The organism is Roseovarius sp. MBR-51 (assembly GCF_053628575.1).
This window is the reverse complement of sequence record NZ_JBRJGQ010000002.1, coordinates 20,604-44,980: the sequence shown is the minus strand read 5'-3', so window position 1 is coordinate 44,980 and position 24,377 is coordinate 20,604. Positions and strand designations below refer to the sequence as shown.

Genomic DNA, 24,377 nt, shown 5'->3' with positions numbered 1-24,377 from the left:
CTCGTATATGTAGGATTTGGTCACACTCATAAGAAAAATGCACAAAACTGCATTGATTCTTGAAAAAAAAACCGAACTGCCGCAATGTGGCACAAATCCGGGCGTCAAGACCCGACATAATGAGGCGTGATCGGAAAGGCAGGTCACATGAAATTGCGTAGATATTTATGCGCGGCTCTCGTTGGGCTGGCGTGTGTTGCTGGGCACTTACCACAGCCTGCACAGGCAGAGACGATCCGTGTCGTTCGCAACGGCACGTCCAGCGTTCTCAGCGTGGCGATGAACAGGGCCGTGGTTGTCGAGAGCGATTCACCCTTCGCGGAATTGAGCATTGCAAATCCTGCCATCGCTGATTTTTCAACGCTGTCAGACCGAACGATCTATGTCTTGGGCAAGACCCCGGGGCGCACCACTCTCAGCCTGTTTGATGGCGCAGGACAACTCATCACCAATATCGACGTGCATGTCAGCACCGATATAGAAGAGTTCAAGGAACGTCTGAAACAGATCCTGCCTGGTGAACCGATTGAGGTGCGCAGCGCCAATGACGGCATCGTGATATCAGGCACGGTCTCTAGCACGTCCCGCATGCAACGCGCGCTCGATCTGGCAGAACGGTACGCGCCCGAGCGCGTCTCGAACCTGATGTCGGTCTCCGGCAAGCAACAAGTGATGCTCAAGGTCCGCTTTGCCGAAATGCAACGCAGCGTGTCCAAGGCCCTCTCGTCCTCGCTCTCTATCGACGCGCGTGGGGCCAATCAGGTCGGCGTCTTCGGCGGCACCAACACCAATAACACGCTAGGTGGCGTGCTAGGGTCGACGGCGGGGGTAATTCCTGGTTCGAATGACAACAACGGCGTCTTTAACTTCGGCTTTGACGTGGGCTCGGTCGAGGTTGGCATTCTGCTTGAGGCACTGGAAACCAAGGGCGTTGTGCGCACCTTGGCAGAACCGAACCTGACCGCGTTGTCGGGCCAAGAGGCCAAATTTCTTGCAGGTGGCGAATTTCCGGTGCCCGTGGCTCAGGATAACGACACCACAACCGTTGAATTCAAACCCTTCGGCGTCGAGCTGAACTTTGTGCCGCGCGTCGTGGACGACGGCATTATCAACCTCGAGATGGCGGCAGCGGTATCCTCGATTGATACGAGCAATTCGTTGGTTTCAGACGGTTTTTCGATCCCTGCCTTCCGCCGCCGCGACACGTCCACGACTGTGGCCCTGCGCGACGGCGAGAGCTTTGCGATTGCCGGTCTCTTGCAGGATGATTTCCGCGACAATGCTGGTCAGGTTCCGTGGCTGGGCGATGTGCCGGTCTTGGGCGCACTCTTCCGAAGTGCCGATTATCAGCGCTCGCAGACCGAGCTCGTGATTATCGTGTCGGTGCATTTGGTGTCACCCTCCCGTGGTGAGGCGCTTGCCTTGCCGACAGACCGCGTGAAACTGCCGTCGGAAAAAGATTTGTTCCTGAATGGTCGCGTTGCCAATGGCGTCAGTGACCGGGGTGCAGTGGGTGAGGTGGCCAAGCAGGATTTCACCGGATCCTACGGCTATGTGATGGATTGAGCAGGGGACTGGCCATGAAACATGTTCTCGCACTTGCCGGCCTGATCGCCGCCTCGGCCTGTGCCCCACAAGACGAGGTGTACCGCTCGTATTTCAACGAAGCGGGCGCACATGTGGATAGCGGCCATTTCGGAGAGGCGGTGATGAACAACCACCTCGTGATGACGGGAGAGCGCAGCTATACCTACGATTTGGCGAACCGCTTTGCCAGCGAGGTGTTGAGCACCGTCAACTTCGCCTTCAACTCGGCCGAACTGGACTCAGGCGCGCGCGACACGCTGCGCGAACAGGCCAGATGGATTAATCAATTCCCCGAAGTGCGTTTTCGCGTTTATGGTCATACGGATGCCGTCGGGCCGGACAGCTACAACAAGACCCTCGGCCTGCGACGCGCTCAGGCGGTTGTCGGCTTTCTCTCCAGTCAGGGCATAAGCAGAGCCCGGCTTGAGGCGGTCGCGTCCTTTGGCGAAACTCAGCCCTTGATCGTGACCGATGGTCGCGAACGCCGCAACCGGCGCACCGTCACCGAGGTGTCAGGCTTTGTCCAATCCCACCCGATCATAATGGATGGCAAATACGCCCAAGTTGTGTACCGCGAATACATCAACAGCGCCGTGCCGAGATCGGAACTTATGATGATCGAGACGTCCGGCACGACCCAATCCGACCAATAGCTTGCGGATATTGATTTCTCCCTGTTCGGCTTAGCCCGGACCACCTTAAACCCGCCCCAATTGGGCGGGTTTTTTGTCTCTGAACATCGCACAATTACGATCTTTTAGCCCAAATGTCGCCAATATTTCCGCGCATGTTCCCCTAGAGCCAAAAGTTTCCGTCGTATGCAGCGCTCCGTGAGATTGCCATCGTTTCCGTGTTCAACAGGGGGCCGGCAATGCTTGCACAGCGGCGGCAAGAACAGGACCGAATGATGAGTAGTGTTATAAAACAATCAGATCAAAGCCCGATCATCGCCTGTACCATCAGCCGCGATGTCCAGAATTTTGACCTGCTGATCGAGGATATGGAGGCAGCCATGGGCGAGGCCTGGGGGGATCTCGGGTTTGCCGAGGCCTTGGCCTTTTTCAACCAGCCAGAAGCCGAATCGTTGGAATTTGTCGCCGTCGCGATTGACGAAGCGGACGAGGACGATCTGGTCATGCTGGGTGAAATCATCGGGCTTGCCAACAAGAAGGGCGTCAAAGTCATTCTCATTGCCGAGGACGTGACCCCTGCGGCACTGCATCAACTGCTGCGCCAGGGTGCCGATGAATTTGTCCCCTACCCCCTTCCCGAAGGCGAACTTCAGGCCGCGATTGAACGGCTGCGGACAGCCCCTGTGCCGGTTCACCTGGCCCCGGCGCTCACACATGCGGCGCTTGCGACACCGACAGCTGGCGATGGCGTGATCTTTGCGGTTCAGGGTCTTGCGGGGGGCACGGGCGCCACCACGCTGGCTGTCAACCTCGCATGGGAACTGGCCAATATCGAGAAAGCCAATCCCCCCCGCGTATGCCTGTTGGATTTCAGCCTGCAATTCGGCTCTGTCTCGACCTATCTCGATTTGCCGCGCCGCGACGTGGTGTTTGAAATGTGGTCAGATACCGAGGCGCTGGACGACGACATATTCCGGCAGGCGTTGGTCGCCTTCGAGGAAAAGCTCTGGGTCTTGACCGCCCCGTCGGATGTCCTGCCGCTCGACATGATCTCCTCTGAGGATGTGAACAAGGTGCTGGCCCTCGCCCGCAAGCACTTCGACTATGTCGTCATTGATATGCCGGGGTCTTTGGTCCAGTGGACCGAAGCGGTCCTGCATTCCGCGCAAGTTTACTTTACGACGCTTGAGTTGGATATGCGCTCGGCGCAAAATGCCCTGCGGATCAAGCGGGCCCTGCAATCCGAAGATCTGCCGGTGGACAAGCTGCGCTATTGCTTGAACCGCTCTCCAAAATTCACCGATCTGAACGGCAAGAGCCGGGTGAAACGCATGGCCGAAAGTCTCGAAATACGGATCGAGATCTTGTTGCCGGACGGCGGGCGCGCCGTTTGTCAAAGCTCGGATCATGGTTTGCCACTGGCCTCGAGTACGGCCAAAAATCCATTGCGCCGCGAAATCGCCAAGCTGGCCAGCTCTTTGCATGCTCTTGGCAAGAGCGACGCCGAAGCGGCCTAAAACAAGGGTAGAAACAGATGTTTTCCCGTTACAAGAAATCCGAGCCGGGCCGGGCGCCCTCTGCCGCGGTGCCCACATCCGCCCCAAAAACCGCATCAATCGAAGCGGTCCCGCTCCAGTCATTTCGCAGACCCGCCCAAGTCGCGGCCGCAAAGCCTGTCGGCATGGACAAAGAGCGCAAGCGCAAAGAGCGGATCAGCGAAATCAAGATCGAACTGCACCGCGCAATGCTCGATCACCTCAACCTCGCCGCGCTCGATACAGCGACCGAGTCCGATTTGCGCGCTGAAATCAGCTCGATTGCGGGCGAAATCCTTGAGGAAAAGGGCATCGTTCTCAACCGCGAGGACCGCACGCAGCTCACACAAGAGCTTTATGACGAGGTCAAGGGCCTCGGGCCGCTCGAAACCCTTCTCAAGGATGACACGGTCAACGATATTCTCGTCAATGGCCCACACCAGATCTTTATTGAACGCGCGGGCAAACTGGAACTCAGCGACGTCACCTTCAAAGATGAAAAGCATCTCCTGCGCATTATCGACAAGATCGTATCGGCGGTGGGACGCCGCGTGGACGAATCCAACCCCTATGTTGACGCCCGTCTGGCCGACGGATCGCGGTTCAACGCGATGGTGCCCCCGGTCGCGGTGGATGGCAGCCTCGTATCAATCCGTAAATTCAAGAAGGACAAGCTTGGTATTGACGATTTGGTACGCTTTGGCGCCTTCTCCGAGGAAATGGCTGCCTATCTTCAGGCTGCCGTCGCCACGCGCCTCAACGTGATCGTTTCCGGGGGCACAGGCTCTGGTAAGACGACCACGCTCAACGCGCTCTCGTCCTTTATCGCCAATGACGAACGCATCCTGACCATCGAAGACACCGCCGAATTGCAACTGCAACAGATCCACGTGGGCCGGATGGAGAGCCGCCCGCCCAACATCGAAGGCAAGGGCGAGGTTTCCCCCCGCGACTGCCTCAAGAACGCGCTCCGCATGCGGCCCGACCGTATCATCGTGGGGGAAACGCGCGGCGAAGAGGTGATCGACATGTTGCAGGCCATGAACACTGGACATGACGGATCAATGACCACGATCCACGCGAACAACCCGCGCGACGGCATCAGCCGAATGGAAAACATGGTCGCCATGGCGGGCATCGAAATGCCGCTCAAGGCGGTGCGCAGCCAGATCGCAAGCGCCGTCAACCTCATCGTGCAGGCCAGCCGCCTTCAGGATGGCTCACGCCGGATGACCTCGATCACCGAGATTACCGGGATGGAGGGCGATGTGATCTCGATGCAGGAAATCTTCCGCTTTCAGCGGGTGGGCCTCAGCCCCGAGAACAAAATCATCGGCCATTTCACTGCAACCGGCGTCCGCTCGCATTTCTCCGAGCGCTTTCGTCTTTGGGGCTATGACCTGCCCACACATATCTACGAACCCATCGCAGCGGAGTAACGCAGATGTCCATCAGTGCCGAACCGATCATCTATGCGTTGATCTTCGTGGGCGTTCTCGTCCTTGTCGAAGGCATCTACCTTACAGTCTTCGGTCGCTCGATCAGCCTCAACAACCGAGTCAATCGACGGCTCGAGATGCTCGACAAATCGGGCAATCGCGAAGAGGTGATGGAAAAACTCCGCAAGGAGATGCAACAGCATCTCAAGGCGCGCAGACTGCCGCTCTATGCGATCCTGTCGGACAAGGCACAAAAAGCGGCGATTGCCTTTACCCCCAAGCAATTGATCCTCTTGATGGTTGCCCTCAGCGTGCTGGCCTTCATCGGCCTATCGGTCGGGACCGAAACCGCCGCGCCCGTGCGCGCTATTGCGTCCGTCGGCATTGGCGTGGGCGGTATCTTTACCTGGATCAGCATGAAGGCCAGCAAGCGTATGGCGCTGCTTGAAGAACAACTGCCAGATGCCATCGAACTCATGGTGCGATCCCTGCGGGTCGGGCATCCGTTCTCGTCCGCCATCGGCATTGTCGCAACCGAAGTCGGCGATCCGCTCGCCACAGAATTCGGCATCATCGCGGATGAGGCAGCCTATGGCCGTGACATGGGCGAGGCGCTCAAGGAGATGGCCGAACGGCTGGATATGCAGGATCTGCGCTTTCTTGCCGTGGCGGTCACCATTCAGCAGCAATCAGGCGGCAATCTGGCTGAAATCCTTGCCGGTCTGGCCAAGGTGATCCGCGCCCGCTTTCGTCTGTTCCGTCGGGTAAAGGCAATCACAGCCGAGGCGAAATGGTCCGGCAAGTTTCTCTCCGGCTTTCCCATCATGGCCCTCATCGGCATCCAGGTGATCAAGCCCGACTATTACAACGAGGCGATGGAACATCCCTTCTTCATTCCCGCCGTGCTGGTCGTCGGTGTCTTTCTGGTGATGAACCTGATCGTCATGCGCGCCCTCGTGAACATCAAGGTCTGAGGAACACATCATGCAATTTCTCGCAACCCTCAATGACATTCTCACGGGCGCTCTCGGGCCGTTCGGGCCTCTGATCGCGGTCGGTGGGCTGGGGGTGATGCTTGTGCTCGTCACCATTCCGATGATGCTCCGGCAGAAACCAGACCCGCTGGACAAGCTCAAACAAGCGAGAACCCAAGAGGCTCTCGGGGTTAAAACCAATTTGCGGGCCGGTAAGCAGAATAAGAAACTTGACCGCTACGCCACCTTTCTAGAGCCGCAGAACGAAAAGCAACTGAGTGAGATGCGCCTTAAGCTGATGCAGGCTGGGTATCGCCATCGCGACGCAGTGCGATACTTTCACTTTGCGCAGTTCGCACTCGGCATCGGCATGCTGATTCTGGGGGTGATCTACTACGTCCTGTTCAAATCGGGCACCGAAACCAGCACACAAGAAACGCTGATGTACATCCTCGGGCCTGCCGGTATCGGCTATATGATGCCCAAATATTGGATCACCAAACGCCAGCAGAAGCGGCAAGAAGAGATCCAGGATGGTTTCCCCGACAGTCTCGACATGATGCTCGTCTGCATCGAGGCCGGTCAATCCATGGATCAATCCATCATTCGTGTCGCCAGTGAAATGCGCGCCTCTTACCCGGCGTTGGCAGAGGAATTCGAGATCGTTTCCCTTCAGATCAAGGCGGGGCGGGACAAACCATCGGTTCTCAACGAAATGGCCGAGCGCTGCGGTGTGCAGGATATCACCAGCTTTGTGACCGTGATGGTCCAATCGCAGACCTTCGGAACCTCGATTGGCGAGGCGCTGCGCGTCTATGCCGCCGAGATGCGTGACAAACGCGTCATGCGCGCCGAGGAAAAGGCCAACAAACTGCCGACCAAGATGACATTGGCTACAATGATGCTTACAGTGCCGCCATTGCTGATCATTCTGGTCGGGCCGTCGGTTCTGGGCATCATGAAACTGTTCGCCATGGCCGCTAATTAAATGGGGCGATATGGTAGGGCGAGCGGCGATACTTTTGGCGGGCACACTCGCTCTGGCAGGGTGCGTGACACCGGCAGCTCCCACGGGGCCCTACGCCCCCGGAGTGGCCCCCGGCGGTGAAGCCGTTGACGGCCTTCTCGTCGGTCATCGCTTGATGGATGCGGGCGAATACGAACTGGCCCACAAGGCCTATACCCGCGCCGCGGTCTCGTATGGCATGACAGCGGATGTGCTGGCCGGTCTGGGCAGCGCCAATCTTGCACTCGGTCGCCTTGGCACTGCCGAACGTCTGTTGCGCGAGGCCATAGAAATGCCCGATGCGACCCCGGAAACCTGGAACAATCTGGGCGTCGTGCTGGTCGAACAGGGGAAATACCCAGAAGCAGAGCAGATCCTGCGCCGTGCCTATGCGCTCGACAATGGCGAAAGTGACGCAATCCGCGACAATTTGCGCTTAGCACTCGCAAAAACAGAAAATTCTGATTATGGTGTGGAAGAAGAGCAAGATTACAAATTGGTACGGCGGGGCAGTGGCGACTATCTGATCCGCAAGATACCGTGACGAGGCTGAGGCAGTAAGAGGACGCAAAAATGCGCCACCCTATTCTTGTTTCCCTGTGCGTGGCAGGCGCGTTTGCCCTGTCCGCCTGCGATAAATCCACGGGCAATGACGTGGACCGCGCGTTTCAGGACATCAACGTCGTGGACGAAACCAATCTCAACGATGTGATGCTAACCGCCAGCGACCCGAACGAGGCGGTGGCTTATTTCCAACGCGCCGTTGGAGAGAAACCGGACCGCATCGACCTTCTCAGAGGTTTGGGAAAGTCGCTCGTGCGTGCCAAACGCAACACCGAGGCGGTGGCCACCTGGACTAAGGTCACCGACCACAAGGAAGCAACCGATGAAGACCGCGTCGATCTGGCCGATGCCCTGATCCGCAATAACGAGTGGGAACGCGCAGACACCATGCTGGACGCGATCCCCCCCACACACGAGACCTTCAAACGCTATCGGCTTGAGGCGATGATCGCTGACAGCAATCAGGATTGGAAAAAATCCGACAGCTTTTACGAGACCGCCGTCGGTCTGACAACGCAACCCGCCAGCGTGATGAACAACTGGGGCTATTCAAAACTGACCCGCGGCGACTTTGCCGGGGCAGAGCGTCTCTTTACCGATGCGGTGCGTCAGGACCCGGCCCTCTTCACCGCCAAGAACAACCTTGTTCTCGCACGCGGTGCGCAGCGCAACTATTCCCTGCCGGTCCTGCCGGTCAGCCAGTCAGAGCGTGCGCAGCTTCTCTATACCCTTGGCCTGTCGGCGATCAAACAGGGGGATACCGCGATTGGTGAAGGTCTCCTGCGCGATGCCATCGAAACCCACCCGCAGCATTTCGAGGATGCCGTGCGCTCCCTACGCGCCCTTGAAACGAATGTGGCAAGCTAAGGCTGCTCGATGACGCTCGAGATTACCGCGAAGGCTGCGCTTTGGTTCCTGCCCTTCGTGCTGCCGGTCTGCGTCTGGGCGGCGTGGAGCGATCTGAGCCGGATGAAAATCCCCAACACCGCCGTGCTGACACTGGTGGGCATCTTTCTCGTCGTCGGCCTGATTGCCTTGCCCATTTCGGACTATCCGTGGCGGCTTGCGCATCTGGCGGTCATGCTCATGGCGGGCATTGCTATGAATGCGGCCGGGCTGATGGGTGCTGGAGACGCCAAGTTCATCGCCGCCGCCGCGCCCTTTGTGGCGCTTGGCGATGCAGCCACGCTCTGCCTGATCTTTGCTGCAACGCTGCTCGGGGCCTTTGTCACGCACCGCGTCATAAAATACAGCCCCTTGCGCCGTCTGGCGCCCGATTGGCAGAGTTGGAACACCGGCAAGAAATTCCCGATGGGCTTTGCCTTGGGCGGGACGCTCGCGATCTATCTGGGCCTTGGCGCAGCCTTTGGCAGTTGAACGCCTCAGAGCTGCCCGACCCTTTCCTTAATTTCTACACCTTTGCATGTCACGGTTGCGTAATAGCAGTCCGACCCAGCACAGGCAGACCTCATGAACATGCAAGCCAGCACCGGCGTCCAGCCGCCCCCGCCCCCGTCCCGGCTGGAAGAGATGCGATTGCCCGTCGTGATGATGCGCGACGTCCTGCTCAAAACCATGTTCCGCAAGAACCTCGACCTTGCCACCGATATCGCCGAGGCGATCTGCCTGCCACGCGCGGTGACACAGGAACTGATCGACATGGCCCGCGGGCAAAGGCTGATCGAGGCCACCGGCACGCTCAACGCCAATTCGGGCGGCGAGATGGGCTATCAGCTCACGGACGCGGGCAAATCCCGCGCCCTTGATGCGCTCAGCCAGTCGGAATATTTCGGCGCGATGCCAGTGCCGCTCGCCGTCTACCGCGAACAGGTCAAGCGCCAGTCGATCCGCAACATCCAGATCACCCGCGAACAGTTGACCAATGCGATGGGGCATCTGGTCCTGCCCAACGCCCTGCTGGATCACCTCGGCCCTGCGGTCAGCGCCGGTCGCTCGATCCTCATGTATGGCCCGCCCGGCAACGGCAAATCCTCGATCTCGAACGGTATCCGCGACGCCATGGGCGACAAGATCTACGTGCCCCGCGCCATCGAATATGCGGGGCAGGTCATCACCGTCTATGACCCCATCGTGCATTCATCAGCCGAGGTCGAGGTGGACGATCCCGGCAGCCTGCGCCGCAAACGCACCTTTGACACGCGCTATGTCCGCTGCGAGCGCCCGACCGTGATCACCGGCGGCGAACTCAGCCTGTCGATGCTCGATCTCGTCTATAACCCGACCGCCCGCACCTATCAGGCGCCGCTGCAACTCAAATCCACCGGCGGCATCTTTATCGTCGACGACCTTGGCCGTCAGGCGGAACCGCCGCAGTCCCTCGTCAACCGTTGGATCGTGCCCCTCGAAGAGGCCAAAGACATTCTCGCCCTGCAATCGGGCGAGAAATTCGAGGTGCCGTTCGACACGCTGGTGATCTTCTCGACCAACTTTCACCCCAATTCGATCTTCGACAAGGCCGCGCTGCGCCGGATCTTTTACAAGATCAAGATCGACGGCCCCTGCCAATCCGACTTCCTCAAGATCTTCGCCATGGTCGCCCGCAAAAAGGGCATGCCGCTGGATGAGGCTGCGCTGATCTATCTGATCAAGGAAAAATACCCCACGATCGACAATGTCTACGCCAATTATCAGCCGGTTTTCCTGATCGACCAGATGATCTCGATCTGCAATTTCGAAGGCATCCCCTACCAGATGACCCCCGAACTCATCGAACGCGCATGGGCCAATATGTTCGTGCGCGAGGAAGAGATCCAGCACTAGGGCGTATTGCGCTCCATCGAAACCACACCCGTCCCGGGCTTGACCCGGGACGTCGCCGAGGTAGCGTGAAGGCCCCGGCTCGGGAACCGGGGCGATGTGCACCCGATCAAACGCGACGTGCTTTAGAGCACTCTTAGCCTTTTGCTGAGCCTCGTCTGCCCCCCGTGCGAAGCAAGGCGCGGCACGCGCTGCCGCGCGGCTCAGCGTTTAACACCATCACCCCCAATTGAGAACATTACGCGAACACGCTATGCTCCCCCCATGACGATTCCGCTTCTCACCCGCACCTCGCACCGCCCCGCCCTCCGCTTTCTGGGCGCGCTCGACCTGCCCTTTGCCCGCCTGCATGAATGCGCCGGTCCCGCCCGCCACAGCTTTGCGATGCTCCTCATCGGCGCCCTGCGCGGCCCCGTGCTCTGGATCGCCCCGGCATGGGCCTCAGATCGCCTCAATCCCGACGGCATCTGCCCCCTTACCGGGGCCGAAAACGGCCCGGAAGCCCTGATCTTCATCACCCCCGACCGGCGCGAGGATCTCTTGTGGTGCATGGAAGAGGCGCTGCGCAGCGGCACCGCCCCCCTCATCATTGCCGACCTGCCAGAACCACCCGCCCTCACCCCGGTGCGCCGCCTGCATCTCGCCGCCGAAGAAGGGGCGGCGCGCGGTCCTCACCGCCCTCTGGGCCTGATCCTGACGCCGGGCGAGGGCGGCGCGCCGGGGGTGGAAACCCGCTGGCACATGGCCTCGGCCCATACGCCCGAGGCCGGCCGTTGGCACCTCGCCCGCCGCCGCGCCCGTACAGCGTCCCCCGCCGCATGGCACCTCAGCGGCCAGCCCGGCGCATGGGCGCTCAAGCAAACGTGACATCCGTTTGGCCGCGCCGCGCGTATCCTCTCTTATGATCCGCCGCATCGCCCTCGCTCTCTGCCTGATAACCACGCAGGCCCCCGCCGCGCCCGAGACCTATCGCCTCGACACGGCCCGTTCCACCGTGGGCTTCACCTATGAGGCCGCCATCGGCAACAATCGCGGCACCATGCCGATCACATCGGCGGATATGCGGATTGATCTGGGCAATCTCAGCGCCAGCCGGGTCGATGTGACCCTCGACGCCACCGGCACCCGCGCGGGCTTTGTCTTCGCCACAGAGGCGATGAAGGGGCCCGACCTGCTCGATACCGCCCGCCATCCCACCATCACCTTCCGCTCGACCGCGATCACCGGCACGCTGCAAGAGGCCCGGATCACCGGCCTCTTGACCGTGCGCGGCACCACCCACCCCGTCACCCTCACCGCGGGCCTCTACCGTCAACCCGGCACCGACCCCAAGGACCTCTCCCACCTCACGATCCTGCTCACCGGCACCCTCAACCGCCACACCTTCGGCGCCTCAGGATATGCCACCCTCGTAGGCCCCGAGATCGGGTTGAGGATCGTGGCGCAGGTGGAGAGGTAGGGAGGGAGCATAGGGTCGTTTCAAAGACTGACTGCCCTCAGCCCCGCGGCGGAGCACCAGCTCTAGACATGAGTTTTCGATAGCTGACCTTCGCTGCGCGCGTCGCGAGTTGGTAAGATGCGGACAAAGTGAGCTTTCGCTGATTATGCCAAAATAGCCAACCGGACTTACCAGTTAGCTTTCGTTTGGATCATTTGGTCGGTTTGCATGCAATCAATGTTACAAACGGCAAGAAACCATAGAGAACACCTGCCTCTGCGCGCCGGATGTATTCAGCTTCCAGCGCGTCGGCGAGAGGCTGGCCTATCACACCTTCAGAAACGAGACGGGCCGAAGACATGCGAACCCACACCATTGAACCCATACCCTCGGAAACAACTCGGTTCTGAATCGTGAAATTAGTTATAGAAAAGCCCGCTGTCTTCATCAGGGGTCTCAACTTGCCGGTCAGCCAAGGATCGGTCACAGCTCCGTTGACGAATGCTACTGCGCAACTGCCAAGTGGGTCGCCTGGAACGACGCCCATCGCGGCTTTCGAGAAATCTGCGTCGCAAACCACCAGCGTGCCGCCGGGTCGTAAGATGCGTGCAGCTTCATCTATCAAAGTTGCTGGGGCAGGAACATGTGATAGTACCGTGTGCAAAATCGCAATGTCGACAGATGCGTCCTCAAGATCAAGGCGGGACCCATCGCCGACAACAAAGGAAAGGTTTGGCAGAGAAGTCGCAAGTTCCACGGCTTTCTCAGTGAGCGCTACGGAAGGCTCGATTCCCAACACAGTTGCAGAGGGAAATCGGTTTGCGATCTGCCGTGTCACACCTCCGGTTCCCGATCCGATGTCAACAATCAGAGCGCCGTCCGCAACAACCAATGCGTCAAGATAGCTGTCGATCACCGGCGACATACTTGGGTCAGCAGCACGGGTCTCCAACGCTGAGGCGATAATCTCGATCATCTCGGGGGTTGTGCTATCAACATCAGCAAATGGGTCAGACATTGGCGTTCCTCACAATCTTAAGCGGCATCAGTTCGAGTTTATGGAAAGGCTACCTTAAAGGCCTTGAATAGGCTGAGCAGCGCTCTTTTGTGTCAATAAGTTTGTTCAGAACTGCGTTGATGGCCAAGGTAAGCCGCCATTCAAACACTTTGCAGCATTCGCAAATATGGGCTCTTTCCAGACCTTCGCCGCAGGCTACACGAAAGGCCGCTATCGGGAAACGGCACCACCTTTGCATATCCCGTTTCCCGCGCTTTGCTGTCATTCGCATGGACTTCAACCACAGGTCGGACACGCGTCCCTCCAAGTGGCCCCACTCCCACCGCCTCACCAAAACCCCATCCTTCCCCCACCTCACCCCCATTCGCACACCCTTGCCCGAAACCGACGCTTGATGTCGAAAACATCTGGTCCACCTCCCCACGTCCTGCCATGGTAGCCCCACCATGCGCCTGATGATTTCCTTTGCCGCCCTCTTCCTCTCGGTCGTTCTCCTGCAACTCTCGACAGGCGGGGTGGGTCCACTTGATGCGCTCTCGGGTCTGGCGCTCGATTTCACCACGGCCCAGATCGGACTCCTCGGCTCTGCGCATTTCGTGGGCTTCTTCATCGGCTGCTGGTTCGCCCCCCGCCTGATGGGCACTATCGGGCACAGCCGCGCCTTTGCCGCCTTTACCGCCGCAGGGGCCATCGGCCTCTTGGCGCATATGCTGGTGATCGACCCCTACGCATGGGCGCTGATGCGCGTGGCCTCGGGCCTTTGCGTCGCGGGCTGCTACACGGTGATCGAGGCGTGGCTTCAGGCCAAGGTCACGAATGAGACGCGCGGCCGCGCCATGGGCGTTTACCGCGTGGTGGACATGGGGGCATCCCTCGCGGCACAGATGCTCATTTCCATATTGGCTCCAGCCTCTTACGTCTCTTACAACCTTCTGGCGCTGCTCTGCTGCGCGGCGCTTCTGCCGCTCACGCTGTCGCGCCTGCGCGAGCCTGAAACGCCTGATGCCCCGCGTCTGCGTCCCATGCTGCTCATCGCCTGCTCACCCCTGGCGGCGGCGGGCGTGCTGGTCGCGGCGCTCTCTAGCGCCTCGTTCCGCATGGTGGGGCCACTCTACGGCCAACAGGTGGGTCTGGCCGTGGACCAGATCGCAGGCTTTCTGGCGGTCTTCGTTCTGGGCGGTGCCGTGGCGCAATACCCGGTCGGCTGGCTTGCCGATCGCTATGACCGTCGCTGGGTCCTGATCGGACTCTCGGTCGCGGCAATCCTGTCCTCGGTCGCCACCGCCATGACCGAAAATCTTGACACATTCGGCATTCTGATGACCGCCTTCTTCTTTGGCATGACCACCTTTCCCATCTATTCCGTCAGCGCCGCCCACGCCCATGACTTCGCCGAAGCGCATGAGCGGGTCGAGCTATCCGCCGCCCTCATGTTCTTCTTCGCCGTGGGCGCCATCGCCGCCCCGCTCATGGCCTCCACCCTGATTGAGGTTTACGGGCCCCCCGCCATGTTCGTGATGATCGCCGCCGGCCACGCCGTTCTGGTCGTCTTTGGCCTTGTTCGCATGCGCGCACGCCCGGTTGCAGAACGTCGCACCGCCTATGTCTGGTCGCCACGCACCTCCTTCCTGATTGGCCGCCTGACCGGACGCAGTCGCGACAAAGACAAGAACGAGCGCTAGAACTGCCTGCAAAACCACGCTAAACGAGGCCAAACCGTCAAGGAACAGGCGCGATATGGCACGGCATCTCATCACTTCGGCGATCCCCTATATCAACGGGATCAAGCACCTCGGCAATCTCGTGGGCTCGCAGCTTCCGGCCGATCTCTTTGCCCGCTACTGCCGCGTCCGTGGCCACGAGGTGCTCTTTCTCTGCGCCACGGACGAGCATGGCACCCCCGCCGAACTGGCCGCCGCCAAGGCGGGTCAGCCTGTGGCCGAGTACTGCGCCGAAATGCACGCCGTTCAGGCCGAAATCGCGCGTGGTTTCCGCCTCAGCTTCGATCACTTCGGGCGCTCCTCCTCGCCTCAGAACCGCAAGCTGACCCAGCATTTCGCCAAGCGCCTGCATGATCAGGGTCTGATCCGCGACGTCTCGGAAACCCAGATGTATTCCCCGACCGACGGACGCTACCTGCCCGACCGCTACATCGAGGGCACCTGCCCGAATTGCGGCTACGAGAGCGCGCGCGGCGACCAATGCGACAACTGCACCAAACAGTTGGACCCGGTCGATCTGATCAACCCCCGCTCGTCGGTCTCGGGCGCCACCGATCTCGAGATGCGCGAGACCAAGCATCTCTACCTCTGCCAGTCGCAGATGAAGGATGAGTTGGAGGAATGGATCAACAGCAAGACTGACTGGCCGGTTCTGACGACCTCCATTGCCAAGAAATGGCTCAATGACGGCGACGGCTTGCAGGATCGCGGCATCACCCGCGATCTGGATTGGGGCATTCCCGTGCAGTTCGACGGCGCGCCGTGGCAGGGGATGGAGGGCAAGGTGTTCTACGTCTGGTTCGACGCCCCCATCGAATACATCGCCTGCGGTGCCGAATGGGCGGCGGCGAACGGGCTTGACGCGACGGCGTGGGAACGCTGGTGGCGCACCGACAAGGGCGCAGAGGATGTCCGTTATACGCAATTCATGGGCAAGGATAACGTGCCCTTCCACACGCTCAGCTTTCCCGCCACGATCCTCGGGTCGCGCGAGCCGTGGAAGCTGGTAGATTACATCAAATCCTTCAACTACCTCAATTATGACGGCGGCCAGTTCAGCACCTCGCGCGGACGCGGCGTTTTCATGGATCAGGCGCTTGAAATCCTGCCCGCCGATTACTGGCGCTGGTGGCTCCTCAGTCACGCCCCCGAAAGCTCGGACAGCGAGTTCACATGGGAGAATTTTCAGGCATCGGTCAACAAGGACCTGGCCGACGTTCTGGGCAATTTCGTCAGCCGCGTGACCAAATTCTGCCGCTCGAAATTTGGCGAAACGGTGCCACAGGGCGGGGCTTATGGCGCGCAGGAAGAGGCGCTGATCGACCGCCTCACAACCCGCATCCGCGAGTACGAAGACCATATGGAAGCGATGGAGGTCCGTAAATCCGCGGGCGCCCTGCGCGCCATCTGGGTCGAGGGCAACGAATACCTGCAAGAGGCCGCGCCCTGGTCCACCTTCAAGCAAGACCCCGAGCGCGCCGCCATGCAGACGCGCCTCGCACTCAACCTCATCCGCCTTTATGCCGTCCTGAGCAGCCCCTTCATCCCCGACGCCGCCGCCGCGATGCTGGCAGCGATGCAAACCGACGATGACAACTGGCCAGACGAAGCGTCCGCCGCGCTCGAAATCCTTGCGCCCGGCCACGCCTTCACTGTCCCCGAGGTGCTCTTTTCCAAGATCACCGACGAGGCCCGCGAAGACTGGCAAACGCGGTTTTCGGGGATACGCGGCTGAGCTACAAAGTAAACGCGCAGGACGGTCCAACCGTCTTGCGCGCCACTTTCCCTGCCGTTGGCCTTAGGCCGTCAGCAACCGATATAGCTCATCTTTCAGCGCCGCGCGCTGCTTGCGCATCTCGACTTCGGTCAGTTCCTCGACCGGAGCGACCAGCGCTTCGGCCCGATGCACCGCGCGGTTCAGCGCGTGATATTCATCGGCCAGTTTGGCAAAATGCGTATCAGTCCGCTTCAGTTCGCCGATCTTGTCGGCCAATTGCGGGAATTCTTCCGACAGTTCATGGGGGGTATGGGACATCGCAGATCTCTCCTTCTTGATTGCTCGCTCCCGACCCTAAGGATCGGGGGCCGCAGCCTCCTTGATCCGGATCAACCAACACGACTTTCGCAATCACCTTGTACAAATACTCAGCGCCGACGGCGCTGTGGTTTGGGGCGAGCGGGCTTGGGCTGTTCGGCCTCGGGTTCTTCCTTCATGCCCAACTGATCACGCAACACGCGCGGACGGATCTCTTCCACCGCACCGGGCTTCAACTGGCCCAGCTGGAACGGCCCGTAGGACAGCCTGATGAGGCGGTTCACCACCAGCCCCACCGCCTCCATCGCGCGGCGGATTTCGCGGTTCTTGCCCTCGCGAATAGAGACCGTGATCCAGGCATTTGCGCCTTGCTGGCGGTCAAGCGTGACCATCATTGGCTGAAATGCCTCGCCGTCCACGACCAATCCCTTGCGCAACGGCTCAAAGGTGCCATCCGTAGGACGCCCATTCACCCGCACCCGATAACGGCGCAGCCAGCCGGTCGAGGGCAGTTCCAATTTGCGCTTCAACTCACCATCATTGGTCAGCAACAACAGCCCTTCGGAATTGAGGTCGAGCCGCCCGACACTCATGACCCGCGGCATATCCTCGGGCAGATCGTCATAGATCGTGCTGCGCCCCTGCTCATCGCGCGTCGTCGTCACAAGGCCGGTGGGCTTGTGATAGAGCCACAGGCGCGCAGGTTCGGGCGCATCGAGGGCACGACCATCGACCACGACCTTATCCGCGGGCGTGACATTGAGTGCCGCGCGCAACACCTTTTGACCATTGACGGTGACGCGCCCCGCTTCGATCAGGCGTTCAGCCTCACGACGGCTTGCAATACCGGCACGGGCAATGACCTTGGCGATCCGCTCGCCCTCTGGAGTTTTCGTGTTCATGCGCCGCGCATAGCGCAATTGCGGGGCTTGCGAAAGCGTCTTGCGATCTGCAAAAGCAGGTCATGACATTTCGCAGCCACATGGAAACCGCCTTGGACGAGGCCCGCGCGGCCGCACTGCGCGGCGAGGTGCCAGTGGGCGCGGTCATCGTCGCCCCCTCAGGTGTCATCGTGGCGCGCGCGGGCAACCGGACCCGCGAACTCAGCGACCCCACCGCCCATGCCGAAATCCTGGCAATTCGGGCCGCCTGTGCCGCGCTTGGCTCCGAACGGCTCACCGGCCATGATCTCTATGTCACGCTGGAGCCCTGCGCGATGTGCGCCAGCGCCATCGCGGCGGCGCGCATTGCCCGGCTCTATTATGGGGCCGCCGATCCAAAATCTGGCGGTGTGGCCATGGGCGCGCGGGTTTTCAGCCATCCGCAATGCCACCATGTGCCAGAGATCTATGACGGCATCGCCGCGACCGAGTCCGAGACCCTGCTCAAGACCTTCTTTCGCGACCGCCGCACGCTTTCAGAATAGAGATAGACCTTCGGCCAGAAACGGGTGCCGGGCAACGATGGGCGTCACGATCGTATCACGCAGGATCGGCTTCAGCTTTTCCGCCAGCGTCGCGGGCATGTCCTGCAATATCCCCTTGCGGGCCGTCACGCTGATCGTACGCGTGAGCGGCGCCATCGGCAATTCGAACACGTCGATCTGATCCGCAAAGCGCCGCGCCCGCATCAAGGCCAGCGGCGTCAGGATTGACCACCCCGCCCCCTGCCCCACAAGGGCGAGGATGGAATGGTAGCTGTCCAACTCGAATCGGTGCGGAATGCTCAGGTTCTGCCGCGCCAGATGCGACGAGATAAGCCGCCCCATGTAGTGCCGCTGCGTATACTGGATCAGGGGCAGGCGCTTCAATTGCCGCAGAACGTCCCGCTCGGGCCGGATCACGCCACGCGGCGCCACCACGGCAAAGCCTTCGCGCAACACGGGATGCACCTCGACCCAGTCCGCCTCACCGCCCAGTTCCGCCGCCACGATCACATCAAGCGCCCGTGCGTCCAACTGGTCATACAAATGATGGCTTGCCCCGGTTTCCAACAGGAACTGACAGCCTTTCAATTCCCCCGCCATATGAGTCAAGAGCTGTGGCGTCACATCCGCCTCCAGATCCTCGATCATGCCCAGCCGAAACCGGGTCAGGGTCGAGAGATGTGACATCGCCAATTCAGCGCGCGCCTGCGCCGCTTCATTCAGGATCGCCAAGGCGCGGCGATGCATGATCTCGCCCGCAGGGGTCAGGCGGATGGGCCGCGCGTTGCGCTGCAACAGCGTAGCCCCTACCGCCCCTTCGAGATTGGTCAATTGCTGACTGACCGCAGACGGGCTGGCCCCCAGTCGCCGTGCTGCGGCCGAAATCGAGCGTTCATCAGCAGCGGCAATGAACACTTCGATGCCCCAGAGGGTTATCCGCCCCGGGCTCTCGACCATACCAACTTACTTACCCATTTTGGACAGCTTGTCCTGCAATTCTGCCAGTTGTTTCTTGATCTCATTCAGGCCCTCGTCACTCGCCTCCGAAGGCTTGCCGCCCTGAGGAGCCGTGCTGCCCATCCCTTTCAGCCCTCCGGTCATCGCCTTCATAAAGGCCTCTTGCTGGGCTCGCATGGCCTCCATGCCGGGCATCGCAGCCAGCGGATTGGCCTTCGTCATGTTTTCAAGCATCTTGGATTGCCCGTCGCGCAACATATCGAAACTGGCTGCCAGAAACTCTGGCACAATGCTGGTCGCCTGGGTTGTGTAGCTGCGCACCAAGTCATTGAGCACATTGATCGGCAGCACGCTCTCGCCCCGGCTCTCATGCTCCGCAACGATCTGGAGCAGATATTGCCGCGTCAGGTCATCCCCCGATTTCAGGTCGATGATCTGAACTTCACGCCCGTCGCGGATGAATTCGGCGATATCCTCGAGCGTTACGTAATCGGATGTCTCGGTATTATAGAGCCGCCGGCTGGCATAGCGTTTGATCAACAGCGGTTTTTTGGAGTCGGCCAAGGGGTATCCTCCCGGATAATGCAGCGCTGCAGCAGAGCTTAGACGCAAGTGCAGCAAAAAGAAAGGGCGAGCCGCATGGCTCGCCCTTCGCAGTCCATACCCCTCAAGGGAGGGGATCAGGGTATGGGTCTGCTAACCTTACTTGGCCGCTGCGGTCGCCTTTTGGGTCGCTGCGGTCACGTCATCTGCGGCTTTCTTGACAACCTTGGTTGCGTCTTCCTGCATGGTTTTGCCAGCAGCCAGCATCAGTTCGACGGTTTCCATCTGAACTTTCTTGGCCACTTCGGCGAAGGCTGCCATGTTCTCGGCGGCGACTTCGGCATTGGCCGATGCGAAATCGGTCATTGCTTTGGCGTAGTCAGCAGGCTCGGCCTTGGCTTTGGACATTTCGCTCAGCTTGGCGAGGGTGTCTTTGGTCCATTTGTTCGAAATCTCAGCCGATTTTTCAGCTGCGGTCAGAGCCACGCCCGAGAGCTTCTCGCTCAGGGTCGCTTGGTTCTTGAATGCATCTTCCATCGCTTTGGTGTCGACGGGGAAGGTGCCCATGACGTCTTTGAACATCGCGGTGAAATCTTGTGCTTTTGCCATTGGTTCGGTCCTCTTAGCTTTGGCGGGGTGTTCCGCCGTTTCTGCAACTGCAACAACATATACATGCTGCACCGCAGCATTTCAAGTTTTTTCTGCACTGCAGCATTCTTTAGACACGCATGCCTAAAAGACACTAAATATCAGATGGTTGCCTTCTTGCGCACATAGGTGCCAGGGGCCGGAGCCAGTGCAGGATGCTCCGAATCACCCGGTTCCCGCGCCGCGACCATCTTGCCGGATCGCTTGGCCAGCCACGTTTCCCACCGCGGCCACCAGGATCCCTGGTTATACTGCGCGCCCTCCATCCAGGCCTCGGCATCCCCGCTCAGATCGTCATTGGTGTAATGTCCATACTTCTTCTTGGTCGGCGGATTGACGATCCCGGCGATATGCCCGGACTCTGACACGATAAACGTCCGATCCTTGGATCCCGTTTGCTGAAACCCGCGATAGCAGTCTTTCCAAGCGGCGATATGGTCAGTCTCGCAGGTCACGGACATCAGCGGTATCTTGACGTCGCGGATATGCAGCCGTTCGCCACACAGATCAAACCCATCGGTCACGAACTTGTTGCCCTGACAGAGCCCGCGCAAATATTGCACCGTCATCCGCCCCGGCAGGTTTGCGCCATCCCCGTTCCAATAGAGCAGATCAAATGCCGGTGGCGCTTCTCCCATCATGTAGCTGCGCACGGCAGGTTGATAGATCAGATCGCGCGAGCGCAGAAACGACATGGTGCGCCCCATGATAAAGGACCGCAATACCCCCTGCTGCGTCACCTCCTCTTCGATTCCGTCAATGAAATCGTCCTGAAGGAACGGCGTGAATTCCCCCTGCTCCGAAAAATCCGTGAGCGCGGTAAAGAAGGTGGCGGATTTGACCGACTTGTCTGCCCGCTTGGCCATCAGCGCCAGCGTCATGTGCAACGTTGTGCCCGCGATACAATAGCCAACCGTATTGACCTGATCCTGTCCGGTGATCGCCTTGACTTCGCGAATCGCCGTCAGAAAACCCTCTTCTATGTAATCCTCCATGCCCACATTGGCATGACTGGTATCGGCATTGACCCAGCTGACCACAAAGAGCGTATAGCCCTGATCAACGACCCATTTGATCAGGCTGTTATCCGGCTTGAGATCCATAATGTAGAATTTGTTGATCCACGGCGGAAAGATCACGAGCGGGATCGCATGCACCTGCTCGGTTGTGGGGCTGTATTGAATGAGTTCCATCATCCGGTTGCGGTACACCACCTCGCCCGGCGTGGTGGCGATATTGCCCCCCAATTCGAATGCCTTGTCATCCGCCAGCCGCACCACCAACTCGCCGTGATTTGCCTCGAGATCGGCAATCAGGTTCTCCAATCCTTTGACGAGGCTCTCTCCCTCGGTTGCCACCGCCCGCTCGAGCGCATCAGGATTGGTGCCCAGAAAATTCGTGGGCGACATCATGTCGATGATCTGATGCGCGAAATAATCCAGCCGCCGCTTGTCTTTGGGCGGCAAATCCTCGACATCGCCCACCGCATTCTCAATAGCTTGCGCGTTCAGCGCGTATTGCTGCTTGATATATTTGAAATACGGATGGGTGTTCCACAGAGGGTTGGCAAAGCGCTTGTCCCCCGCCAGCGGATCGGGCGCATCCTCTTCCGCCGCAGGCTCTCCGCGCAACATGACCTGCTGTGCTTCCATGAAATGACGCACAGACTTGCCCCAATATTCCAACTGCTGCTCATAGATCTTGCCGGGATTCTCGATCGCCTCGGCCCAATAGGACTGCGCCGCCTTGGCAAAAAGCTCTTGATTGGGTGCATTCAGACTCGGGTTCGCAGGATTACGCGCTGCAAGTGCTTGGATCAGCCGCTGCGACAGCTGTTCGACCTTGGCAAGGTTCTCATTCAATTTTTCAAGGTTTTCGCCTGCGACATCGTCTTGCGTTGCCATTTTAAGTATTTCCCCTTAACATTTTCTGCTATGCAGCATAGCGTCGCGCGAACCGGAGGGGACCGAGCGACGAATAAACCGGGCCTTGCGCCCGAACAGGAGACGAAAATGCGCTATATGGCCACATACGACCTGATGGAATCCCTCCGAAATACCAATCAATGGCTGGGTGCCTCCGCCCTCTCCCTCGCATCCTATCCGCTTTTCAGTATGGTGCCAAATCCTGCTTTGCAATGGATGGCCGCTTGGGGCGAAGTGACGGAACGCAGCTTCAAGCGCATGGTGTCCAAGCCCGATTGGGGCATCCGTACGTTCACACACGAGGACGGGCGCGACCACCTCGTGAACATCGAGACCATCGTGTCCCGCCCCTTTGGTGATCTCATTCACTTCAACATTTCGGGCCGCGAAGAGCAGAAGCGCAAGGTTCTTCTTGTTGCCCCGATGTCGGGACATTACGCGACGTTGCTGCGCTCGACCGTCAAGTCGCTGCTCGTCAATTGTGAGGTTTATATCACCGATTGGCATAATGCGCGGGATATTCCCGTGTCAGAGGGCAAATTCGATATCGAGGATTACACCCTCTATCTTGTCGATTTCATGAAGGCGCTCGGCCCGGATATCAACGTGATCGCCGTCTGTCAGCCTGCGCCTTTGACATTGGCCGCGACCGCTTATCTGGCCGAACTTGACCCCGATGCACAGCCGCGCACGCTGACGCTCATTGGCGGACCGATCAACCCCGATGCAACCCCAACTGACGTGACCGACTTTGGCCGCCGCGTCACGATGGGCCAGCTTGAAGAGACGATGATCCAACGCGTCGGCTTCAAATACAAAGGTGTTGGCCGTCAGGTCTATCCCGGCCTTCTGCAACTCGCGTCCTTCATGTCGATGAACGGCGAGCGCCACTCCTCTGCCTTTTCCGACCAAATCCTGCGTGTCTCACGCGGTGAGGCAAGCGACAATGACGCCCATAACCGATTCTATGATGAATATCTGGCCGTCATGGACATGACCGCCGAATTCTACCTCTCGACTGTGGAACGCATCTTCAAGGGTCTTGAAATCGCACAAAATCGCTTTGTCGTGAACGGACACAAGGTGGATCTCGGCAAGATTACGCGCGTTGCGGTCAAGACGGTCGAAGGCGGCAAGGATGACATCTCGGCTCCCGGCCAATGCGTCGCGGCTCTCGATCTGTGCACCGGCCTGCCCGACAGCCTCAAGGCCAGCTATTTAGAGCCCGAGGCCGGGCATTACGGCATCTTCGCCGGTCGCTCTTGGCGCAACAACATCCGCCCTCTGGTGCTTGACTTTATCGACACAAACGCGCGCAAGGAGCCCAATCCGGCGAACAAGAACGCACGCGCTATCGGTTAATCAAAGCGGCGGCGGGACACCCCCGCCGTCGTATCCGCCCCCCCCCCTCACGCATCCACTCGCCGTTGCAGAACCAGAGGCTGCCGCAACCAGCCACGCAAGGCCGCTGTGGTCGTGTCAGGCTGCTCCAGCACCGGCAAATGTCCGGCCCCCTCGACCACAACCAGATTGGCGTAGGGAATTAGATCGGCCATGAACCTGTGCCGCTTGACTGGGGTCAACCCGTCCTCAGCCCCACAGAGCACCAGAACCGGAACCTGACAGCGCCTGAGCACCGCCTGATAATCGCGCCGCCTTTGCAGGGCACGGGTCTGCCGGATGATGATCTCCGGGCCCAGGGCCTCGGCCATCCGCACGACTTCAGCCATCACTTCGGCGCGCCGTGGCCCCGATGCAAGATACTCGGACCGCAGGAGCATCTGTGCCGCCTCTGCGATTGCCCCGGTTTTGAGCTTGATGATGAACGGCTCATAAGCCGTGGCCGATTGCGGCGTCTCGGCGAGGGAATTGGTATCCATAAGCGCCAGGCGCGTCACCCTGTCCGGTGCGCGGCGCAGGATTTCCATCGCCACAATCCCCCCCATCGACAGGCCCGCCAACGCAAAGCGTCGCGGCAACACATCGAGCAGGTCCGAAGCGATCTCCTCAATCCGGTCTCCACCGGTGATCGGCGCGACGGTCACAGCCATATCGGGGCTCAACGCGGTCAATTGCGGCGCGAAAAGCCGCGCGTCGCACATCATACCGGGCAAGAACACCACCGGTTCACTGCTCATTATTCACTCCTGC

General features: G+C 59.7%; 24 protein-coding genes. 16 read left to right on the top strand and 8 right to left on the bottom strand.

What is annotated here, in order from left to right; all coding sequences use genetic code 11:
• Window positions 1-147 precede the first annotated feature (147 nt).
• From ACSSVY_RS02675 to ACSSVY_RS02620, 12 genes are all read left to right on the top strand, one after another.
• Window positions 148-1,566 (top strand): type II and III secretion system protein family protein, encoded by a 1,419-nt coding sequence (locus ACSSVY_RS02675; protein WP_454267884.1) that lies wholly within the window; start codon window positions 148-150, stop codon window positions 1,564-1,566.
• A gap of 14 nt (window positions 1,567-1,580) precedes the next feature.
• Window positions 1,581-2,240, top strand: a complete 660-nt coding sequence (locus ACSSVY_RS02670) for an OmpA family protein (RefSeq protein ID WP_454267883.1) — start codon at window positions 1,581-1,583, stop codon at window positions 2,238-2,240.
• A 254-nt stretch (window positions 2,241-2,494) separates the two neighbouring features.
• Window positions 2,495-3,736 (top strand): AAA family ATPase, encoded by a 1,242-nt coding sequence (locus tag ACSSVY_RS02665; RefSeq protein WP_454267882.1) that lies wholly within the window; start codon window positions 2,495-2,497, stop codon window positions 3,734-3,736.
• Between the two features lie 17 nt (window positions 3,737-3,753).
• Window positions 3,754-5,193, top strand: a complete 1,440-nt coding sequence (locus ACSSVY_RS02660) for a CpaF family protein (protein WP_454267881.1) — start codon at window positions 3,754-3,756, stop codon at window positions 5,191-5,193.
• A 5-nt stretch (window positions 5,194-5,198) separates the two neighbouring features.
• Complete coding sequence (locus ACSSVY_RS02655; protein WP_454267880.1) at window positions 5,199-6,167, top strand: type II secretion system F family protein; 969 nt, start codon at window positions 5,199-5,201, stop codon at window positions 6,165-6,167.
• A 10-nt stretch (window positions 6,168-6,177) separates the two neighbouring features.
• A complete protein-coding gene (locus ACSSVY_RS02650) occupies window positions 6,178-7,155 on the top strand; it encodes a type II secretion system F family protein (protein ID WP_454267879.1) in 978 nt (325 codons plus the stop codon).
• Between the two features lie 10 nt (window positions 7,156-7,165).
• Entirely contained in the window at window positions 7,166-7,717 is a 552-nt protein-coding gene (locus ACSSVY_RS02645) for a tetratricopeptide repeat protein (protein WP_454267878.1), read from the top strand.
• Window positions 7,718-7,746: 29 nt separating this feature from the next.
• Window positions 7,747-8,604, top strand: coding sequence for a tetratricopeptide repeat protein (locus ACSSVY_RS02640; RefSeq protein ID WP_454267876.1), 858 nt, complete (start codon window positions 7,747-7,749; stop codon window positions 8,602-8,604).
• A gap of 9 nt (window positions 8,605-8,613) precedes the next feature.
• Window positions 8,614-9,114, top strand: coding sequence for a prepilin peptidase (locus tag ACSSVY_RS02635; protein ID WP_454267875.1), 501 nt, complete (start codon window positions 8,614-8,616; stop codon window positions 9,112-9,114).
• 93 nt (window positions 9,115-9,207) lie between these two features.
• Window positions 9,208-10,518: an ATPase gene (locus ACSSVY_RS02630; protein ID WP_454267873.1), complete on the top strand. Its 1,311-nt coding sequence runs from the start codon at window positions 9,208-9,210 to the stop codon at window positions 10,516-10,518.
• Between the two features lie 261 nt (window positions 10,519-10,779).
• Window positions 10,780-11,382, top strand: a complete 603-nt coding sequence (locus ACSSVY_RS02625; protein ID WP_454267872.1) for an ImuA family protein — start codon at window positions 10,780-10,782, stop codon at window positions 11,380-11,382.
• A gap of 34 nt (window positions 11,383-11,416) precedes the next feature.
• On the top strand, window positions 11,417-11,974 hold the full coding sequence (locus tag ACSSVY_RS02620; protein WP_454267870.1) for a YceI family protein: 558 nt from the start codon (window positions 11,417-11,419) through the stop codon (window positions 11,972-11,974).
• Window positions 11,975-12,164: 190 nt separating this feature from the next.
• On the opposite strand, the gene ACSSVY_RS02615 is transcribed toward ACSSVY_RS02620, so the two are convergent.
• Window positions 12,165-12,971 (bottom strand): methyltransferase domain-containing protein, encoded by an 807-nt coding sequence (locus tag ACSSVY_RS02615; RefSeq protein WP_454267869.1) that lies wholly within the window; start codon window positions 12,969-12,971, stop codon window positions 12,165-12,167.
• Window positions 12,972-13,417: 446 nt separating this feature from the next.
• Here ACSSVY_RS02615 and ACSSVY_RS02610 point away from each other — a divergent pair, with 446 nt between their 5' ends.
• Complete coding sequence (locus ACSSVY_RS02610) at window positions 13,418-14,653, top strand: MFS transporter (protein ID WP_454267868.1); 1,236 nt, start codon at window positions 13,418-13,420, stop codon at window positions 14,651-14,653.
• A 55-nt stretch (window positions 14,654-14,708) separates the two neighbouring features.
• Complete coding sequence (gene metG / locus ACSSVY_RS02605; protein WP_454267866.1) at window positions 14,709-16,427, top strand: methionine--tRNA ligase; 1,719 nt, start codon at window positions 14,709-14,711, stop codon at window positions 16,425-16,427.
• Window positions 16,428-16,490: 63 nt separating this feature from the next.
• Here metG and ACSSVY_RS02600 read toward each other — a convergent pair whose 3' ends face one another.
• Together ACSSVY_RS02600 and ACSSVY_RS02595 are read right to left on the bottom strand one after the other, a co-directional pair.
• Window positions 16,491-16,727, bottom strand: coding sequence for a YdcH family protein (locus ACSSVY_RS02600; protein ID WP_454267865.1), 237 nt, complete (start codon window positions 16,725-16,727; stop codon window positions 16,491-16,493).
• A 110-nt stretch (window positions 16,728-16,837) separates the two neighbouring features.
• Complete coding sequence (locus ACSSVY_RS02595; RefSeq protein WP_040650276.1) at window positions 16,838-17,629, bottom strand: pseudouridine synthase; 792 nt, start codon at window positions 17,627-17,629, stop codon at window positions 16,838-16,840.
• Window positions 17,630-17,691: 62 nt separating this feature from the next.
• Between ACSSVY_RS02595 and ACSSVY_RS02590 the strand changes: the two genes are divergently transcribed.
• On the top strand, window positions 17,692-18,153 hold the full coding sequence (locus tag ACSSVY_RS02590; RefSeq protein WP_454267864.1) for a nucleoside deaminase: 462 nt from the start codon (window positions 17,692-17,694) through the stop codon (window positions 18,151-18,153).
• On the opposite strand, the gene ACSSVY_RS02585 is transcribed toward ACSSVY_RS02590, so the two are convergent.
• From ACSSVY_RS02585 to phaC, 4 genes are all read right to left on the bottom strand, one after another.
• Window positions 18,145-19,110 carry a LysR family transcriptional regulator gene (locus ACSSVY_RS02585; RefSeq protein WP_454267863.1) on the bottom strand — a complete coding sequence of 322 codons (966 nt, stop codon included), beginning with the start codon at window positions 19,108-19,110 and terminating at the stop codon, window positions 18,145-18,147. The two genes, ACSSVY_RS02590 and ACSSVY_RS02585, sit on opposite strands and share 9 nt — an antisense overlap.
• A gap of 6 nt (window positions 19,111-19,116) precedes the next feature.
• Entirely contained in the window at window positions 19,117-19,674 is a 558-nt protein-coding gene (gene phaR / locus ACSSVY_RS02580; RefSeq protein ID WP_454267861.1) for a polyhydroxyalkanoate synthesis repressor PhaR, read from the bottom strand.
• A gap of 138 nt (window positions 19,675-19,812) precedes the next feature.
• The gene (locus ACSSVY_RS02575) at window positions 19,813-20,262 is read right to left on the bottom strand and encodes a hypothetical protein (protein WP_009815783.1); all 450 of its coding nucleotides are present in this window, start codon (window positions 20,260-20,262) and stop codon (window positions 19,813-19,815) included.
• 140 nt (window positions 20,263-20,402) lie between these two features.
• Entirely contained in the window at window positions 20,403-22,205 is a 1,803-nt protein-coding gene (gene phaC / locus ACSSVY_RS02570; RefSeq protein WP_454267860.1) for a class I poly(R)-hydroxyalkanoic acid synthase, read from the bottom strand.
• Window positions 22,206-22,313: 108 nt separating this feature from the next.
• On the opposite strand from phaC, the gene phaZ reads away from it, so the two are divergent.
• Entirely contained in the window at window positions 22,314-23,588 is a 1,275-nt protein-coding gene (gene phaZ, locus ACSSVY_RS02565; RefSeq protein WP_454267858.1) for a polyhydroxyalkanoate depolymerase, read from the top strand.
• A 47-nt stretch (window positions 23,589-23,635) separates the two neighbouring features.
• Here the strand turns inward: phaZ and ACSSVY_RS02560 are convergent, their stop codons facing one another.
• The gene (locus ACSSVY_RS02560) at window positions 23,636-24,364 is read right to left on the bottom strand and encodes an alpha/beta fold hydrolase (RefSeq protein ID WP_045680251.1); all 729 of its coding nucleotides are present in this window, start codon (window positions 24,362-24,364) and stop codon (window positions 23,636-23,638) included.
• Between the last annotated feature and the right edge of the window lie 13 nt (window positions 24,365-24,377).